Source organism: Agromyces subbeticus DSM 16689, assembly GCF_000421565.1.
GTDB lineage: Bacteria > Actinomycetota > Actinomycetes > Actinomycetales > Microbacteriaceae > Agromyces > Agromyces subbeticus.
Map to the genome: position 1 here is coordinate 118,052 of NZ_ATXG01000005.1, position 15,904 is coordinate 133,955.

Annotated in this window: 14 protein-coding genes; 5 read left to right on the plus strand and 9 right to left on the minus strand. The window is 70.9% G+C overall.

The window, feature by feature from the left end:
- Positions 1–39 precede the first annotated feature (39 nt).
- Positions 40–837, plus strand: a complete 798-nt coding sequence (locus H521_RS0109550) for an HAD-IIA family hydrolase (RefSeq protein WP_022892797.1) — start codon at positions 40–42, stop codon at positions 835–837.
- Between the two features lie 9 nt (positions 838–846).
- The gene (locus H521_RS25010; RefSeq protein WP_156891351.1) at positions 847–1,314 is read left to right on the plus strand and encodes a hypothetical protein; all 468 of its coding nucleotides are present in this window, start codon (positions 847–849) and stop codon (positions 1,312–1,314) included.
- Between the two features lie 41 nt (positions 1,315–1,355).
- Here H521_RS25010 and H521_RS0109560 read toward each other — a convergent pair whose 3' ends face one another.
- Positions 1,356–2,363, minus strand: a complete 1,008-nt coding sequence (locus H521_RS0109560; protein WP_022892799.1) for an aldo/keto reductase — start codon at positions 2,361–2,363, stop codon at positions 1,356–1,358.
- Positions 2,364–2,502: 139 nt separating this feature from the next.
- Between H521_RS0109560 and pdxR the strand changes: the two genes are divergently transcribed.
- The gene (pdxR, locus tag H521_RS0109565; RefSeq protein WP_022892800.1) at positions 2,503–4,053 is read left to right on the plus strand and encodes a MocR-like pyridoxine biosynthesis transcription factor PdxR; all 1,551 of its coding nucleotides are present in this window, start codon (positions 2,503–2,505) and stop codon (positions 4,051–4,053) included.
- Between the two features lie 95 nt (positions 4,054–4,148).
- Here pdxR and H521_RS0109570 read toward each other — a convergent pair whose 3' ends face one another.
- Positions 4,149–4,568: a MarR family winged helix-turn-helix transcriptional regulator gene (locus tag H521_RS0109570; RefSeq protein ID WP_022892801.1), complete on the minus strand. Its 420-nt coding sequence runs from the start codon at positions 4,566–4,568 to the stop codon at positions 4,149–4,151.
- A 101-nt stretch (positions 4,569–4,669) separates the two neighbouring features.
- Between H521_RS0109570 and H521_RS0109575 the strand changes: the two genes are divergently transcribed.
- Positions 4,670–5,167: a DUF6069 family protein gene (locus H521_RS0109575; protein WP_022892802.1), complete on the plus strand. Its 498-nt coding sequence runs from the start codon at positions 4,670–4,672 to the stop codon at positions 5,165–5,167.
- Positions 5,168–5,205: 38 nt separating this feature from the next.
- Here H521_RS0109575 and H521_RS0109580 read toward each other — a convergent pair whose 3' ends face one another.
- From H521_RS0109580 to H521_RS0109610, 7 genes are read right to left on the minus strand one after another with little or no spacing between them, the layout of a single operon-like run.
- Entirely contained in the window at positions 5,206–6,138 is a 933-nt protein-coding gene (locus H521_RS0109580) for a nucleoside hydrolase (RefSeq protein WP_022892803.1), read from the minus strand.
- A complete protein-coding gene (locus H521_RS22590) occupies positions 6,135–7,169 on the minus strand; it encodes a ribokinase (protein WP_022892804.1) in 1,035 nt (344 codons plus the stop codon). The genes H521_RS0109580 and H521_RS22590 overlap by 4 nt, the downstream gene beginning before the upstream one ends.
- 4 nt (positions 7,170–7,173) lie before the next feature.
- Entirely contained in the window at positions 7,174–10,398 is a 3,225-nt protein-coding gene (locus H521_RS26580; RefSeq protein WP_022892805.1) for a septum formation family protein, read from the minus strand.
- On the minus strand, positions 10,398–10,970 hold the full coding sequence (pyrE, locus tag H521_RS0109595; protein WP_022892806.1) for an orotate phosphoribosyltransferase: 573 nt from the start codon (positions 10,968–10,970) through the stop codon (positions 10,398–10,400). Before pyrE ends, H521_RS26580 begins: the two co-directional genes overlap by 1 nt.
- Positions 10,971–10,979: 9 nt before the next feature.
- A complete protein-coding gene (locus tag H521_RS22595) occupies positions 10,980–12,404 on the minus strand; it encodes a threonine/serine exporter family protein (protein WP_022892807.1) in 1,425 nt (474 codons plus the stop codon).
- A 13-nt stretch (positions 12,405–12,417) separates the two neighbouring features.
- Positions 12,418–13,773: an anaerobic C4-dicarboxylate transporter family protein gene (locus H521_RS0109605; RefSeq protein WP_022892808.1), complete on the minus strand. Its 1,356-nt coding sequence runs from the start codon at positions 13,771–13,773 to the stop codon at positions 12,418–12,420.
- The gene (locus H521_RS0109610) at positions 13,770–14,510 is read right to left on the minus strand and encodes a Type 1 glutamine amidotransferase-like domain-containing protein (RefSeq protein ID WP_022892809.1); all 741 of its coding nucleotides are present in this window, start codon (positions 14,508–14,510) and stop codon (positions 13,770–13,772) included. Before H521_RS0109610 ends, H521_RS0109605 begins: the two co-directional genes overlap by 4 nt.
- A gap of 449 nt (positions 14,511–14,959) precedes the next feature.
- Between H521_RS0109610 and H521_RS0109620 the strand changes: the two genes are divergently transcribed.
- Positions 14,960–15,877, plus strand: coding sequence for a LysR family transcriptional regulator (locus tag H521_RS0109620; RefSeq protein WP_022892811.1), 918 nt, complete (start codon positions 14,960–14,962; stop codon positions 15,875–15,877).
- Positions 15,878–15,904 lie beyond the last annotated feature (27 nt).

Below are 15,904 nucleotides of genomic sequence, written 5' to 3' on the forward strand. Positions count from 1 at the left end.
CATTCGCAACGCCGCGTCATCCGCCCCTACGCTGGAGCAATGAGACATCGTGACGACGTCGAGTGCTGGCTGACCGACATGGACGGCGTGCTCGTGCATGAGAATCACGCGCTGCCAGGCGCCGGCGCGCTGCTGCAGCAGTGGGAGGACGCGGGCACGCCGTACCTCGTGCTCACGAACAACTCGATCTTCACGGCCCGCGACCTGTCGGCGCGGCTGCGTGCTTCGGGCCTCAACGTGCCCGAAGACCGACTCTGGACGAGCGCCCTCGCCACCGCCGACTTCCTGAAGCAGCAGGTGCCCGGTGGCACGGCGTTCGTCATCGGCGAGGCGGGCATCCTCACCGCGCTGCACGATGCCGGATTCGTGATGACCGAGACGGCGCCCGACTTCGTGGTGGTCGGCGAGACGCGCAACTACTCGTTCGAGGCCATCACGAAGGCCATCCGCCTGATCGGCGCCGGCGCGCGCTTCATCGTGACGAACCCCGACGCCACCGGACCGTCGGCCGACGGCCCGCTGCCCGCCACCGGCGCGATCGCCGCGCTCATCACCAAGGCGACGGGCAAGGAGCCCTACGTGGTCGGCAAGCCGAATCCGATGATGTTCCGCTCGGCACTCAACAAGATCGGGGCGCACTCCGAGAACACCGCGATGATCGGCGACCGCATGGACACCGACATCGTCGCGGGCATCGAGGCCGGGCTGCACACCATTCTCGTGATGACCGGCATCAGCGACGAGGCCGAGATCGAGAAGTACCCGTTCCGGCCCGACGAGATCCTCTCGGGCGTCAGCGAGCTCGTGCGCGAGGCGCCGGCCGAGACCGAGCTGTAGGGAGCCATGATGATCGAACTGACCGACGTCGAATACGACGACGAGGGCGAGCTAGTCGCCTCAACCGTGCTGCCAGGTGACCGTCACGTCGCCGTGCTGTTCGCGGTCGACGACGAGCCCGTCGAGCAGGCCGAGATGCGCGCCATCGCCGAGCGGGCGCTCAGGCGCCCGACCGCCGACGACCTCGCGCGCATCGACGACGAGGTCGTGCACGAGCTCACCGATTCGGCCTACGAGGGCACGGGCCATGTGGTCGCCGCCGAGGACTACGCGCTGCTTGCACGCGAGCTCGAGCTGCAGGGCGTGATCGTCTCGCCCGACGCGACGCTCGTGCTCATCTACGAAGCTGCGAGCCAGTACCCCGACATGGTCATCTACTGCCAGCTCGACGAGCATCTCGCGATCGACGATTTGAGCGTCGCCGACGACGTCGAGGACGACGACGAAGACGAGGTCGAGACCGTCGAGTTCGACTGACTCGACACCCTCGGCGACGCGCCTCCCGGCGGAATTGCCGCCTACGCGGCGCGGAGCGTCTCCTCGGGTTCGGCGTCGAGTCGATCGCGCACCTCGGGGTCGAGATCGAGCTCGGCGGCACCGAGCACCTCCTCGAGCTGCGCGACGCTCGACGGCCCCGCCACGGGGATCACCGGCACCTCGCGCCCGAGGAGCCAGGCGAGGGCGACCTGGTTCGGCGTCGCACCGATGTCGCGCGCGACGTCGTGCAGCAGTTGCAGCCGTGCCAGCGTGCTGGGATGGTTCACCCCGCCCCAGAGCGGCTTGTCGAGTCGGCTCAGGGCGCCCTGATGCAGCGGCGAGTACGCGGTGACGGCAAGCGGAGGGCGGCCGTCGACCCCGGTCGATGCCGCGTAGCTGAGCAACTCGGGCGTGACGAAGTTCTGGCGGCCGAGCTTCGGTGCCGGGTAGATGTAGCTGTATTGCTGTTGCACGAGCCCGTAGGGCGCGATCCCGAGGCGCAGCGCCTCCTCGCGCGCCTCGACGACCCGCCACACTGCCACGTTCGAGATGCCCGAGATGCCGATGAGGCCCTCGTCCTGCAGCGCACCGAATGCGCCGACGGTCTCGGCGAGCGGGGTCTCGAGGTCGTCGACGTGACCGTAGACGACGTCGAGGTGATCGACGCCCAGGTGCTTCGCGCTCTCGCGCGCCTCCCGCGTGACGACGTCGGCTCCGAGACCCTGGAAATTCGTCGGCTCCGTGTTCGAGAGCGGCAGCGCTGGGTCCTTCTTGGCGGCTCCGAGCTTCGTCGCGATCCGCAGCCGGTCGCGGCCGCCGCGGCTCGCGAGCCAGCGCCCGATCAGGTCTTCGCTGTCACGGCCGTAGCCGTTGTCCCAGAAGCTGTAGTTGTTGGCCGTGTCGATGAACGTGCCGCCCGCCTCGACGAATCGGTCGAGGATCTCGAACGAGGTCGCCTCGTCGATCTTCGTTCCCATCTGCATCGTGCCGAGGCAGATGGTCGAGACGTCGAAGTTGGTTCGGCCATTGCCGATCGTGCGGTAGCGCATGAGTTCCTCCGGTGGAGTGGTGGGTGACAGAACCGAGCGTACGAAGCCTTCGGTTTGGTCATACACTCCAATCAGCAGAACTTTGACCAGACCAATTTCACGGACCGACACGATGCCGGACGGCAGGGAGCGGGGGCGGATGCCTCGAGCAGACGACACTCGGTCGGGCACCCGGCCCGGCGACTCCGGCAACCCACCCCTCCCCAGCAGTCCCCGCATCTCGACCAGGCTGGCGTGGGAGACCTTGCTCGACCTCGGCGACGGCCCGGCACCGTTGCGCGACCGGCTGGAGGCCGCGATCCGCGATGCCGTGCACTCCTCGCGGCTGCCCGCGGGCGCCGCCCTCCCGCCGAGCCGCTCACTCGCCGAGACGCTCGGCGTGTCGCGCTGGGTGGTCACCGAGACATACGGTCAGCTCGTCGCCGAGGGGTTCCTCGAGGCCGTGGTCGGCTCGGGCACGCGAGTTCCCTCCGGTGTGCGACCGGAATGGCGCCCTGGCGGCGAGCATCGCACGGGCGGCACGTCGCCCCAGACCGGTGACGGCTCCGGCTCCGCAGAACTCCCCGCAACTCCCCTTCGCGCCGAGTTCCGCCGGCCGCGCTTCGACCTCGGCCCCGGCGTGCCCGACCTCCGGCACGTGCCACGTGCTCGCTGGGCCGCAGCGGTGCGACGCGCTCTCGAGCGCTTGCCCGACGGAGAATTCGCCGTGGTGGATCGTCTGGGACATCCGCTCGCCCGCGTCGCCGTCGCCGACTATCTCTCCCGGTCGCGCCGCGCGCTGGCCGCGCCCGACGATGTCGTGATCACTCACGGCGCGACCGACGGCATGGCGGGCGTCGTCGCCGGGCTCCGCGCGACCGGGCACACGGCGATCCTCGTCGAGGATCCGAGTTGGCCACGTCTTCGCGAGATCGCCGCGGCTGCCGGGCTCACACCGGTTCCGGTCCCGGTCGACGGGTCGGGCGTCGACGTCGACGCCCTCGTCGCCGCGGCTTCGCGCACCGGCGCCCGCGCGGCGCTCGTCACACCGGCACATCAGTTCCCGCTCGGCGCGGCCCTGTCACCGGGCCGGCGAGAGGCGATCGTACGCTGGGCTCGTCAGGTCGACGGCGTGCTCATCGAAGACGACTACGACGCGGAGTTCCGCTACGACCGCCGACCGATCGCGGCACTGCAGGGCCTCGCTCCCGAGCGCATCGTGCTCATCGGGTCGCTGTCGAAATCCATGGCGCAGGCGTTCGGGCTCGGCTGGACTGTCATGCCCCGCGAGCTTCGCCGCCGCATTCCCGTTGCCGACCGGTCGCGGCCGTCGACGCTCGACCAGGTCGCGCTGGCCGAATTCATCACCGCCGGCGACCTCGAACGACACTTGCGCGCAGCTCGCGGGCGGTTCCGCCGTCGCCGCGCCGCGCTGCTCTCGGCGCTCGATCGGGACCTGCCCGGCCTGCCGATCACCGGCATCGCCGCGGGCATGCACGCGGTGCTCGAGCTGCCGGCCGATGTCAGCGCGAGCCGCGTGCGCGACGCGGCATCCGATCTCGATGTGTCAGTCACCGACCTGACGGGGTATCGCGCGTCGAGCGCCACCCCAATGACCGAGGCCCTCGTCATCGGCTACGGCAACCTCTCCGATGCGCTCGTCGACGAAGCCGTGGCACGGCTCGCGCAGGCCATCCGCTCGCACGTTTGACCGGGTACGAGCCGATTCTGCGACGTCACGGGCGCAACGGGCGGGCCGGTCAGAAGCTCGACCAGTAGCGACCCTGCTCGCGCTGCACAGTGCGATCACCGCAGCATCTGCTGCAACAGCTCGCCGAGGTCGGTGCGCTGGGCAGCGGTGAGGGCGCGGGTCACGGTCGCGCCCTCCTCGAGCGCGGCGGAGAGACGCTCGCGCATCTCGAGGCCCTCGGGCGTCAGCTGCAGGAGCTTCACACGTCGATCGGTGCCGGCGGCACGCTCGGCGAGCCCATGCGCCTCGAGCTGGTCGGCGAGGTTCGTGATGTACGACGGGTCGCACGCGAGCTGATCGGCCACCTCGTGCATCGGCGCCGGCTCACCGAGGATGAGCACCGCGCGAGCGAGCGTCAGCGAGAGACCGCACTCGGCGACGGCCACGGCGAAGTCGTCTTTGGCACGCTCGGCGACTCGGAAGATGAGGCCAGTGAGGTGCTGGGCCTCGGCGAACTGCACCTCGGGTTCCGACATGCCACGAGTCTACGCGTGATCGGCTCAACACTTGACTTACTCAAGCAATTGGCGCAAGGTGGTGACAATTACTTGAATACTCAACCATTGAGGAGTACAACATGAGCAGCAGCCCGACCACCACGACCGGCACCGAGGCATCCGCCCCCGAAGGCGCCGGCACCGAAGACGCCGGCACCGAAGACGTCAGCGCCGAAAACGCCCGCGCCGGCCGCAGCATCCCGGTGCGGGTGCTCGCCGCGCTCGTGGCCTCGATCGCGATCGCCCTCGTGGCCCTCGGCATCGCCTCGGCCACGGGCGCCACCATGCTCGTCACCACGCCGGGCTCCCCCGAACCGTTGCAGATCAACGCGGGCCAGGTGGTCGTGTCCCTCGCGATGCCGATGCTCATCGTCGGAGCCCTGCTCTGGTGGCTCGGCCGCAGCCGACCCGCGCTCGTGCGCTGGATCGCCTGGATCGGCCTCGCGTTCGGCGTGCTGTCCGCCCCGATGCCGTTCTCCGCGACATCCGATCTGCCGACGGCCCTCGCCCTCGCCGCTATGCACGCCGTCGCCGGCATCGCCTGGTTCGTCGCGCTCACCGCGCGGAGCCGTCGCTGAGCAGTACCGCCGCCTCGGCGCGGATCGCGCCAGAGCGATCAGCTGAGCCGGGCGATGGATGCCTCGACGCCGGCCCAGAACCGGTCGACGTCGATCTGGGTCGCGACCCAGGCGTTGGGCTCGCGCCCGAGCATGCCGTCGAGGTCGACGCTCGTCGCGCCGGCCGTCTCGGCCCCCGACAGTTCGACGTCCAGCCGCGTGCGCACGAGCCCGACGCAGCCGGGGTCGGCGAGCACGGCGACGGCGACCGGGTCGTGCAACGGGCCGTCGGGCATGCCGAACACCTCGTCGTTCGTGCGGCAGAAGAACTCGAACAACTCCTCGCCGAAGGCCGCGGTTGCGGTGCCGACGGCGGCGATCCGTTCGCGAACGGCGGCCGTGACGAGGGCCCGGTGGGTCACGTTGAGCCCGACCATCGTGAACCGCATGCCGCTGCGCACCACGAGGTCGAGCGCCTCGGGGTCGACCCACGCGTTGAACTCGGTGTAGGGCGTCACGTTGCCTCGATCGGTCGAGCCGCCCATCCAGACGATCTCTCTGATGCGCTCGGCCAGCTCGGGCCGGTCGCGCAACAGCACCGCGACGTTCGTGATCGGCCCCGTCGCGACGATCGCGACCGGCTCGGCCGACGCCATGAGCGTATCGGCGATCAGCTCGGTCGCCGTGCGGGCGTCGAGCGGCACCGTGGGTTCGGGCAGCTCCGGGCCGCCGAGGCCGTTCTCGCCGTGGATCCACTCGGCGGTCTGCAGCTGACGCACGAGCGGGCCGTCGGCACCGGCGGCGACCGGCACGTCGGTGACGCCCGCGACGGTCAGCGCGATGCGGGCGTTGCGACTCGTGTGCTCGAGGGGCACGTTGCCGCCGACCGTCGTGACCGCCACGAGGTCGAGCGCCGGATGCCCCGCAGCCAGCCACAGGGCGAAGACATCGTCGTGGCCGGGGTCGCAGTCGATGATGACGGGGATGGTCATTCGGGCCCTCGTTCCGTCGGGGTTGCGGGCGGGGTGACCGCAGCGGCGTCGGCCGTGGCTGTCGCCAGCACCTCGTCGCGCGGCGCGTAGGAGTCGACCGTGCCACGCGACTGCACGGCGAGGGCGCCGGCGGCGACGGCGATCCGCAGCGCTTCGGGCAAGGGCCGGCCCTCGGCGAGGAAGGCCGCGAGCGTGCCCGTGAAGCCGTCTCCCGCTCCGGTCGTGTCGACCGCGACCACGCGCGGCGCCGCGACCGCCCACGAGCCGGTGGCATCGGCAGCGACGGCACCGGCAGCCCCGAGCGTCACGACGACAGAGCGGGCGATGCCGCCGGCAGCGGATGCCGCGATCCCGCGCCACTCGTCGAGGAGCGCGCCCGGGGCGGCATCCGTGCCGAGTCCGACGGCTCTCGCCTCGTGCTCGTTCAGCACGAGCGGATCCGCGGTGCGCAGGGTCGCGGCGGCGACGGCGGCCGGCGGTGCGAGGTTGAGCACGAAGCGCACGCCGAGCTCATCGGCGAGTGAGGCGACCCGGTCGATGGCGTCGACGGTCAGCTCGCCCTGGGTGAGCACGAGGGCCGCCGCGGCGACCCGTTCCCGCTCGTCGTCGACCGAGCCGGCGGTGAGGGCGAGGTTGGCGCCGGCGGTCACGATCACGGTGTTCTCGCCCGAATCCGCGACGGTGATCTGCGCGACGCCGGTCGTGGTTCCGGCGACCTCTCGCATCGCCGCGAGCGACAGGCCCAGCCGCTCGAGCGCCACCCGGGCGAACGCTCCGCTGGCGTCGTCGCCGACGCGGGCGACGAGCTCGACCGGAAGCCCCGCGACGTGCGCCGCGACGGCTTGGTTCGTGCCCTTTCCGCCGAGTGCGATCTGGAAGCCATGGGCGCGAATGGTCTCCCCCGGTGCAGGGAAGGCTTCGACGTAGCTCGTCGAATCCACGTTCAGCGAGCCGAACACGACGACGGCACCGAGCGCGCCGACAGTGCCGGCTGCATCGCGCGTGCTCGTCGCCCGCGGCACGCCGGTCACCCGGTCAGACCGCCGGGCCGGGGCCGTTGATCGGTCCCGTCAGCGGCTCGCCGCCGGCGCGGTTCGCGAAGCAGAAGTAATTGCGCTGACCCTCTGCCCACTGAGCCTCGAGCGGGTAGGCGCCCTGCACCTGCAGGTCGCCGATGCCCGCGACGAGCGTCGGCTCGAAGACGCCGGCGGCCTGGCAGAGGATCGGCATCTGCGCCGCGAGCTCGGCCTCACCCGGATACGGGGCAGCGGCGTCGCCGGGCAGGGTGCCGCGGTACACGAGCTGGGCCGCGTGCGGCGCCGCGCAGTCGACGACGGTGAAATCGCCGGCCCAGGCATTGACGAAGGGGTCGATGCACTCGCCGCCGAACAGGGTGTCCCACGCGTGCACACCGGCAGGCTGGGGCGCGGTCGGCGCCGGAACGGGCGTCTCGGACGCACTCGCCGAGGCGCTGCTCGACGCCTGCTCGGTGCCACCGCCGCCGCCCGTCAGCTGCGTGCCGAGGAAGTAGAGTCCGGCGATCACGAGCACCACGACAAGGCCGCCGGCGACCCAGATCAGGGTGCGCACCGTGCGGTTGCCGCCCTTCGCAGCGTCCAGAGCGCCGCCGCCGCGACCACCGCTGCCGCCGGAGCCGCCTGAACTGCCGGAGCCGGGTCCACCAGCCGCACCGGAACCGCCGCTTGCGGCGGCGCTGGTCGTGCGCGGCGCGGCGCCCACGACGGGGGCGCCGAACGGCGGGTTCGAAGTAGTGGGCGGCTGAGGCGCGCTCGCGGCCGCAGGGGCGAACGCCCCAGCGGCATCGAACCCGGCGCCCCCACTGCCGGCGGCTCCACCGGCGAGCCCTGCGCCGCCGAAGAGCGCCGCGAGCGAGTCGTCGTCGGATGCCTCATGGGGGCCCGCGGTCTGACCGAACGCAGGCTGACCGAACCCGGGCTCGGTTCCGACCTCGGGGAACATCCGCGTGGCGACATCCGTCGTCGCGTCATCATCACCGGGCTCTGCGAATCGAGTCTCGGGCCCGTTCGGCCACGCCTCGTCGGCGACGGGCTCCGCGAATCGCGCCTCAGGCTCGTTCGGCCACTCCTCGTCGGCGCCGGCCTCAGTGAAGGGGCTTGCGCCGTCGGAGGCGTCGGCCGCCGGGAGGAACGACGTCGCCACCGCCTCGGGGCGGTCTTTCGGGTCTTCGGCGTTCGGGTCGGGCGTCAGGTTCCAGAAGTACCCGGCCTCGTTCATCTCTCGCGAGATCGAGGACTCGTCGTCGCCGGCGTCGGCGTCGGGTGCGGCCTCGCCTCCGACGCGGTCGCGACCGAAGAAGCGGCCACGGATGCCGGTGCCCGATGCCGTCTCGCGGGTCGAGGCGTCCTCGGCTCCCTCGCCGTCTGCCTCGTCATCTGCATCATCATCGAAGCCGAGCCCGAGGGCGTCGAGCCCTGAGGGCACCGGGCCGGTCGGCGGAGTCGCACCGCCGCCGGATGCCGCGTGCTGCGCGGGTGGCAGCACGTTGTGGCCCCGGTCTGCGCCGCCGTTCGTTCCGCGAGCTCCGCCGCCACCACCGCCGCCGCCGCCGCCGCCGAGCGAGGCGAGCAGGTCGTCGACGGGAGCGGGAGGTTGCCGGGTGGGGTCGTCGTCACCGCGGTTCGCACCCGATGCGAACGCCGGGAACGGCGTGGTGTTGAACGCACTCGCTTCGCGTGCCGGAGCGCCAACCGGTGCACCACGCAGCTCCTCAGCGGCGCCGCGCACCTCGAGGAACGGGAAGCCGCCGCGTGCCTCCGCCCCGGGCACTGCGGCGGAGCCGGTAGCTGCGACCGAGGCCGCCGCTGCTGCTGCTGCTGCTGCTGCTGAGCCAGCAACCGCGGCCGCGGCGGTGGGCGCGTCAGCTCCATGGAACTCGGGCGCGGGATGCGAGGCAGGTTCAGGGGTCGGCGCCGGTGCCGAGGTCGGCGACGGTGCCGCTGCCGGCGGCTGCACGGGCACGGCCCTGGTCAGCGCTGCGAAGGGGTCGGACGCCTCGGCCGCGAAGGCGGCGAACCGGTCAGGTTCTGCGCGCGTCGGCGTGACCGGTGCCGTGGGTGCAGCCGGTGTCGTGGGCGCGACCGGTGCCGTCGGAACGGACGGCGCCACCGGTGCTGCCGGAACAGACGGGGTCGATGCTGCGGCGGTCGAGGCTGCAGCGGTCGAAGCTGCAGGGGTCGATGATGCTGCGGTCGGTTCGGCCTCGTTCAGCGCTGCCCACAGTTCGGCGTCAAACGGCGCAGCCGGCGCCTGTGCGGGCGGTCGGCGCTCGTCCCAGCCGGCGGGTGCTGCCACCGGGGCAGTCGGATGCGGCGCCACCGGCGGTGTCGGGGCGGCCGTCGGCACCGGGGTGAATGACTGGCGGGCGACGGGCGGCGGGGCGTAGCCCGCGAACGGAGAGGCGGCGTCGGCGGGCGGCTCGGGCTCGGCCGATGCCGCGGCAGTCGACGGCGATGCGGTCGGTGCAGCCGCAGGCTCAGGTGCAGCCGCAGGCTCAGGTGCAGCCGCAGGCCCCGGTACCGCCGCAGACGCATGCGACGGCGTTGGCTCAGCGAGATTGCGGAACGCGGCGCGGATCGCATCTTCTGATTCGAGCGCATCGTCGTTCCAGGTCAGTGCGAACGGAGCAGTGGGCGTAACGGGGCCGGGGGGCACCGGCGCGGTGGGAGTCACCGGCGCAACGGGCGGCAGCGGCGCCGGTGCCGGAACGCCGACGGGAGGTTCGACCTGCGTCAGGTAGACCGGCGCGACCGGTGGCGTCACCGGCGGTCTCGGCTGATCGACCGCGAACGGCGGCGTCCACGATGGACCCGGCTGCGCGCTCGGGGCAGCAGACGGTGTCGTTGGCGCCGAGGAGGCAGATGGCGCGAACGGCGCAGCGGGCACGACCGGCATCTGCGGTGCCGGTGCACCGATCACGGGCAGCGCCCGGGTCTCGACATCGACATCGGCCTGGGCGGGGGCCGGGGCCTCGGAGAACCAGTCGAGCACCTCTTCGCGGCGCGGTGCCGGCGAACGCGGCGCACTCGGCTGTTGCGCGAGCGGCGACGGCGTGACGGGTGGCAGGTGGGCAGGCGGCACCGACGAGGCGCGGCGCGGGTCGATGGGTGGCTCGACGGGTGGCTCGGGCTGGTCGTCACGCTGCGGCTGGGCGCCGCCCGCCAGCTGGGCGAGGAGCCAATCGGCCCCGTCGCCGCCCAAGTCGTTCCCGTCGCGGTTCATCAGGCCAGCCCCAGGTCTTCCAAGCCGATGGCGTAGAGGTAGGGCACACCGGCGGCCTCGATGATCTCGCGAGCACCCGTCGCCCGGTCGACGACGACCGCGACGGCCACGACCTCGGCACCGACGTTGCGCAGCGCCTCGATGGCCTTCAGTGGCGACCCGCCGGTCGTCGAGGTGTCTTCGAGCACGATGACGCGCTTGCCGGCGAGGTCGGGACCCTCGACCTGCTTGCCGCGACCGTGGTCTTTCGGCTCCTTGCGCACGACGAACGCGTCGTACTCGAGGCCCTGTGCTGCGCCCTGATGCAGCACGGCCGCGGCGATCGGGTCGGCGCCCATCGTCAGGCCGCCCACGGCGAACACATCGGGCACGTCTTTGATGACGTCGATCATGACCTGGCCGATGAGCGGCGCGACCCGGTGGTCGAGGCTCACCTTGCGGAGGTCGACGTAGTACGTGGCCTTCTTGCCGCTCGTCAGGGTGAAGTCCCCGTGGAAGACCGCCTCGGCTGCGATGAAGTCGATCAATTGGGCGCGCACGGCGTCGATGGGCTGAGGGTCACGGAGGGTCACCCGAATACTCTACGACCCGGTTGCCTGAGAAGAAGGGGCGGATGTTGCTGCGTGCAGCGGCGACGACGAGACATCCGCTCGATCTCGCGTCGGCGGCGGCCGCCGACGACTCCCCCAGAACGAGCGCGGAGTGCCGGGCACGAGCCGCGCCCAGAACGGTGGTCGCTGCTCATCGGTGAGCGCCGCCGGCACCTCGATGTGGAAGTCCGCGAGCTCCTCGGCGCCATGGTGCACCACCCGGTAGAGCGCGGTGCCGATGAGCACGCCGAGCGCGATCGACATGATCGAGATGATCGCCTCGGCGAAGTCCTCGTAGCCGCGGGTCGTGCCGATCGCCTCGGTGAGTCCGACGAGCCCGGCCGCACCGGGAACGAGCAGCCAGAAGGCCGGCAGGAAGGTGAGCTGCGACGGTGCTCCATGCCGCAGGGTCGCGACCCAGAGCACGACGGGAGTCATGGCGAGCGCGCCGATGAAGCCGCTCACGGTGGCACCGAGGAGGGCGCCGCCGATCACCTGCCCGCCGTAGGCGACGAGCAGCACGAGCAGCACCCAGCCGAACGTGCGCGCGGGCGCCGAGAAGTGCAGGTAGTTGCCGATCGCGAAGAGCAGCACGGCGATGATCGAGATCCACCAGGGAAGGGCAGCGGATGTCTCGAGCGGCACGTAACTCGAGCTTCCGGCACCGACCAGGGTGCCGGCGGCGAGGATGCCGAAGGCGAGCAACGAGAGCTGCACGAACCCGAAGACGAGGCGCGATGCTCCGGCGAGCATCTGCCCGGCAGCGAGTTCGACGACGGCCGTGGTGAGCACGCCGCCGGGCAGGAAGGTCGCGAGCGGGGCGATGAGCAACCGGATCGGGTCGCCGATCGGGAAGTGCGGAGCGATCAGGAACACGGCGAGTGCGCACACGAAGGCCGCGAAGACCGGGAAGACGAGTTGCAGCGTCGGCGAACGCACGAGCTTGGCGACCCCGAGGAAGGCGCCGAGCACGAAGGCGACGAGCGCGCCCTCCCAGCTCGGCGCGAGCAGCAGCGCGAGTCCCGTCGTCAGCACGGCGTGCCCGAAGGTGCGCACGAGCCATCCGTGCGACGGCTTCATCACGCCGATCTCGTTCAGGCGCGCGATGCCGTCGATCGGGGCGATCTCTGCGCGTTTCGCGTCGTCGATCAGGCGGTAGAGCGCGGCGATCTGGTCGAAGCGGAACGAGGCGTTCACGGCCGAGCGGATCGCGACGCGGCCCTCTTCCCCCGATCCGGTCTGGATGATGATCACCGTCGGCAGCACGATGAAGTCGGTGTCGTCGCGCCCGTAGGCGCGCGAGACCTGCACGAGCGTGTCGCGGATCTTGTCGACCGAGTCGGCGGCAGCGTTCATGCCCTCCGCGAGACCGAGCAGGAAGCTGCGGAGGAGTGCGCGATCGGCCGCTTCTGCCATCACGTCGACCGCATCACACGATCACGAACGAGAGCAGCACGCCGACGATCATGGCGGAGACGACGTAGACGAGGTTCGGTAGCTGGAACGAGTGGTCGAACACGAACTTGCCGAGCTTGGTCGTGCCCGTCTGGTCGAACGCAGCTGTGGCCACCTGCGAGCCGTTGGCCGGCAGCGTGTACATGCCCATCGCCGATGGCCAGAGACCGACCAGGAGCGGAGCGGGCAGGCCGATCGCGAGGCCGATCGGCACGATCGCGTTCGTCGCGCTCGACTGACTCGTCGTGAGCATGGCGACGAGGAAGAGCGCGAGCGCGAACAGCAACGCTCCCACGAACGCCGTCGACCCCGACACGAGCGAGCCGAGCCCGTCGACGATGAGCTGGTTGTTGTTCGCGACGAAGGTGTTGGCGAGCCAGGCGATGCCGAAGAGCGCGAACGCGCCGACCATGCCGGCAGGGAAGGTCGACTGCTTCGGCACGTCGGCCGACTTGACCTTGCAGAACACGAAGATGAGCGCCGCGATGACGCCCATCGTGACCTCGATGATGATCGTCACCGAGACGCGAACCGGGTCGCCGTCGTCATCGGTGCCGATGATCGGCCGGATGCCCTCGAACAGGCCCATCGCGACGATGAACGCGACCCCGGCGAGGAAGATCGACGCCGACAGCACCGCGGTGCGAGGCAGCTTCTTCGTGGTCGCGTCTTCGGTGGGCGGCTTGATGAGGTGCTCGGCGAGGCGGCGCTGGTACTCGGGGTCGTCTTCGAGGTCCTTTCCGTGCCGCACCATGACGAGGGCGGCGAGGAACAGGCCCACGATCGAGGCCGGCCACATGATGAGCAGGATCTGCCCGAGGTCCACACCGCTCGGGCTGAGCAGCACGACGAGTGAAGCGGTCGCGGCGGAGACCGGGCTGCAGAGGATGCCGACCTGCGATGCCACGGCCGAGACCGACAGCGCCCGCTCGGGCCGGATCTTCTGCTGGTACGAGACGTCGTAGATCACCGGGAGGAGCGGGTAGAAGATGTTGCCGGTGCCGGCGCCCACCGTGAAGAGGAAGGACATCGCCGGCGCCAGGAAGACGACGCTCTTCGGCCTCGACTTGATCGCCTTCGCCGCCACCGACACCATCCAGTCGATGCCGCCCGCCGCTTGCATGACGGATGCCGCGGTGATGACCGTGAGCACGATGAAGACGGCATCGACGGGCGCATTGCCGGGTGCGGTCTGGAAACCGAAGACGAGCACCGCGACGCCGACGAGGCCCCAGACGCCGAGCCCGATGCCGCTCGTGCGGGTACCCATGAAGATCGCGAGCACCACCACGACCAGCTGGGCGACGAGGATCCAGACGTTGTCGTTCACGACGACGGGCCCTTCACGATGGGGCCGGTACTCGCGAGCACCTGCACCGGTAGCGGCGTCTCGACGATCTCGCCGTCGACCGCCTCGACCTTGAGGGCGAGCGGGTCGTCGACCGGGCTGATCGCGGTGACGAACTCGCTGCCCTCGAAGTGCACCGACTGCAGGTTGCCGACGGCGTAGCCGGTCGAGAGCTCACCGCTGAGCAGCGAGGCGTGGAAGAGCGGCTGCCGCTGGTCTTCCGCGTCGTAGTGCGGGCAGAAGCTGCCGTGCAGGAACCCGAGCCCCTCGGGCAGCACCTGCAGCGTGGGGCCGTAGCTGTCGGTGGTGCCGCCCTCGAACCAGCAGATGCCGCCGGCCGAGCCGCCGGTGAAGACCGTGTTCGAGTTCGGGTCCTCCCACATCTCGCGCATGATCTCGTCGAGGCCCTGTCGCTTCCAGACATCGAGCATGTTGGCGGTGTTGCCGCCGCCGACGTGGATCACGTCGAAGCCCTTCACGAAGCCTGCGAGGTCGTCGACCGCACGATGGAACAGCGGCAGGTGATGCGGTGCGCACCGGTCGGAGTCGTAGGTCGTGTAGAAACTCACGACGTAGGCGGCGTCATCGCCGGTCGCCGTGCCGACGAAGAGCACGCGCGGGCGCTCCTTGCCGGTGAGCTTCAGGATGTAGTCGTGCGTCGGGTCGGCCCGCCGCTCCATCATCGCCTTGCCGGCACCGGTTGCGACCACGTGCGCCATCGTTCCCCCAAACGTCTCGCCCTTCGGCACACGCTAGCGGCAGACGGTCAGCCGTGTCGAGAGACATGCCATCGCGGATCGGGACTCCCCCAGCGCATCCCGATACGCATGACGAAGGGCCGCTCCGCCGGGTGTCCCTCCCCGGCGCAGCGGCCCTGCAATCCGGGGGAATGAAGCCCCCGGTCTCGCGACGGCGCCTAGACGGTGCGCGCGAACGTCTCTCGCGGCTGACGACGGTAGCCGTCACGCGCGGTGACGACGATCGAGCCGATGACGGCGGCGACGGAAACGACGCCGAGGAGTACGAAGACCATGGTGATTCCTTTCGAAGAACGAGCGGGTGATCGAGCAGTCGATGCCCCATTGCACGTGTTCGACACCTCAATTCTCGCGCTGCAAACTCTTCAGCACAAGCTCACAATTCTACAATGACGATGTAGCCTGGCTACATGGACGTTCGTCGATTGGACCTGCTGCGCGAGCTCGCCGAGCGCGGCAGCGTCACCGCGGTCGCCGAGGCCACCGGCCGCACGCCCTCGGCCGTGTCGCAGCAACTCAAGGTGCTCGAGCGCGAGGCCGGCATGCCGCTCACCGAGCGCAGTGGTCGTGGTGTCGTGCTGACGAGCGCCGGGCACGCGCTCGCGCGCAGCGCGGCCGATGTCGCGATCGCCCTCGAGCACGCCACCGCCCTGTGGGACGAGTTCCGGAACCACCCGAGCGGCGAGGTCTCACTGCTCACCTTTCCGACCGTCGGTGCCACGCTGCTGCCCGCAGTGCTCACCGACCTCGCCGAGGTCGCTGGCCTCGTCGTGCGCGCGACCGACCTCGACCCCGAGCTCGCCGAGTTCGCCGACCTCACGAGCGACTACGACATCGTGCTCGCGCACACCATGCCCGGGGTGCTGCCGTGGGGCGGCCGGGGCCTGAAGGCCGTGCCGCTGCTCACCGAGCCGCTCGACATCGGGCTGCCCGCCGACCACAGGCTCGCGGGCCGGGCGCACCTCACCCCGGCCGACCTCGTCGACGAGACCTGGCTCGGGGTGCCGCCCGGGTTCCCGTTCGAGCGCATCCTGCACGCCATCGAGCAGCAGGCCGGCCAGCGGGCGAAGGTGAGCCAGCGCTTCAGCGACATGCGCATCATCGAGGCGTTCATCGAAGCCGGCCTCGGCATCGCGTTCGTGCCCCGGTTCACCAGTGGCGCCGTGCCCGAGTCGATCGTGCTGAAGCCGCTGCGCGGCGTGGCATCCGCTCGTCAGATCGTGGCCCTCGTGCGGCCGGACGTCGCCGAGCGGCTCGCCGTGCGCACGGTGCTCGACGTGCTCGTGGCGCGTGCGTCGCGCCTCGAGCAGGCGCACGCCGCGGGCTGAACCCTCCTTGCCACGACGGTTTGCGCC

What these genes read in the sequence shown, in the direction of transcription:
- H521_RS0109550 (WP_022892797.1), top strand. Translation starts at nt 40, where the DNA reads ATGAGACATCGTGACGACGTCGAGTGCTGGCTGACCGACATGGACGGC.
- H521_RS25010 (WP_156891351.1), top strand. Translation starts at nt 847, where the DNA reads ATGATCGAACTGACCGACGTCGAATACGACGACGAGGGCGAGCTAGTC.
- H521_RS0109560 (WP_022892799.1), bottom strand. Translation starts at nt 2,363, where the DNA reads ATGCGCTACCGCACGATCGGCAATGGCCGAACCAACTTCGACGTCTCG.
- pdxR (WP_022892800.1), top strand. Translation starts at nt 2,503, where the DNA reads ATGCCTCGAGCAGACGACACTCGGTCGGGCACCCGGCCCGGCGACTCC.
- H521_RS0109570 (WP_022892801.1), bottom strand. Translation starts at nt 4,568, where the DNA reads ATGTCGGAACCCGAGGTGCAGTTCGCCGAGGCCCAGCACCTCACTGGC.
- H521_RS0109575 (WP_022892802.1), top strand. Translation starts at nt 4,670, where the DNA reads ATGAGCAGCAGCCCGACCACCACGACCGGCACCGAGGCATCCGCCCCC.
- H521_RS0109580 (WP_022892803.1), bottom strand. Translation starts at nt 6,138, where the DNA reads ATGACCATCCCCGTCATCATCGACTGCGACCCCGGCCACGACGATGTC.
- H521_RS26580 (WP_022892805.1), bottom strand. Translation starts at nt 10,398, where the DNA reads ATGAACCGCGACGGGAACGACTTGGGCGGCGACGGGGCCGATTGGCTC.
- H521_RS22595 (WP_022892807.1), bottom strand. Translation starts at nt 12,404, where the DNA reads ATGGCAGAAGCGGCCGATCGCGCACTCCTCCGCAGCTTCCTGCTCGGT.
- H521_RS0109610 (WP_022892809.1), bottom strand. Translation starts at nt 14,510, where the DNA reads ATGGCGCACGTGGTCGCAACCGGTGCCGGCAAGGCGATGATGGAGCGG.
- H521_RS0109620 (WP_022892811.1), top strand. Translation starts at nt 14,960, where the DNA reads ATGGACGTTCGTCGATTGGACCTGCTGCGCGAGCTCGCCGAGCGCGGC.